General features: G+C 59.5%; 1 pseudogene. It reads right to left on the reverse strand.

The features are described from left to right. Positions 1 to 264 (reverse strand): annotated as a pseudogene (locus GZH79_RS19375) (IS21 family transposase); the annotation flags it as partial.

The raw sequence follows: 264 nt of genomic DNA on the forward strand, positions 1-264 counted from the left end.
CCAGAGCGCCCGTCTTTTGCTCAAGCAGTGGCAGATAGTGGACCGGATCAAAAACCATATCCTCTCGATCCCAGCACCGGGGGTGGCGAGCGATCACATCGCCACCACAGCCAATGACGACTTGATCAACATAGCCGCGAAGCCAGACATCGCGGTGCCCGTAGGCAACCGGCACAGAGTAATCGTTGGTTTTGTAGCGCACCAGGGATTGTGAGTTCACCTGGCCGGTGGCCTGATCGCAGGCGTCAAACGGGCACGCGGGCA

Source organism: Loktanella sp. SALINAS62 (assembly GCF_018263905.1).
In the GTDB taxonomy this organism is placed as follows: Bacteria; Pseudomonadota; Alphaproteobacteria; order Rhodobacterales; family Rhodobacteraceae; genus Loktanella.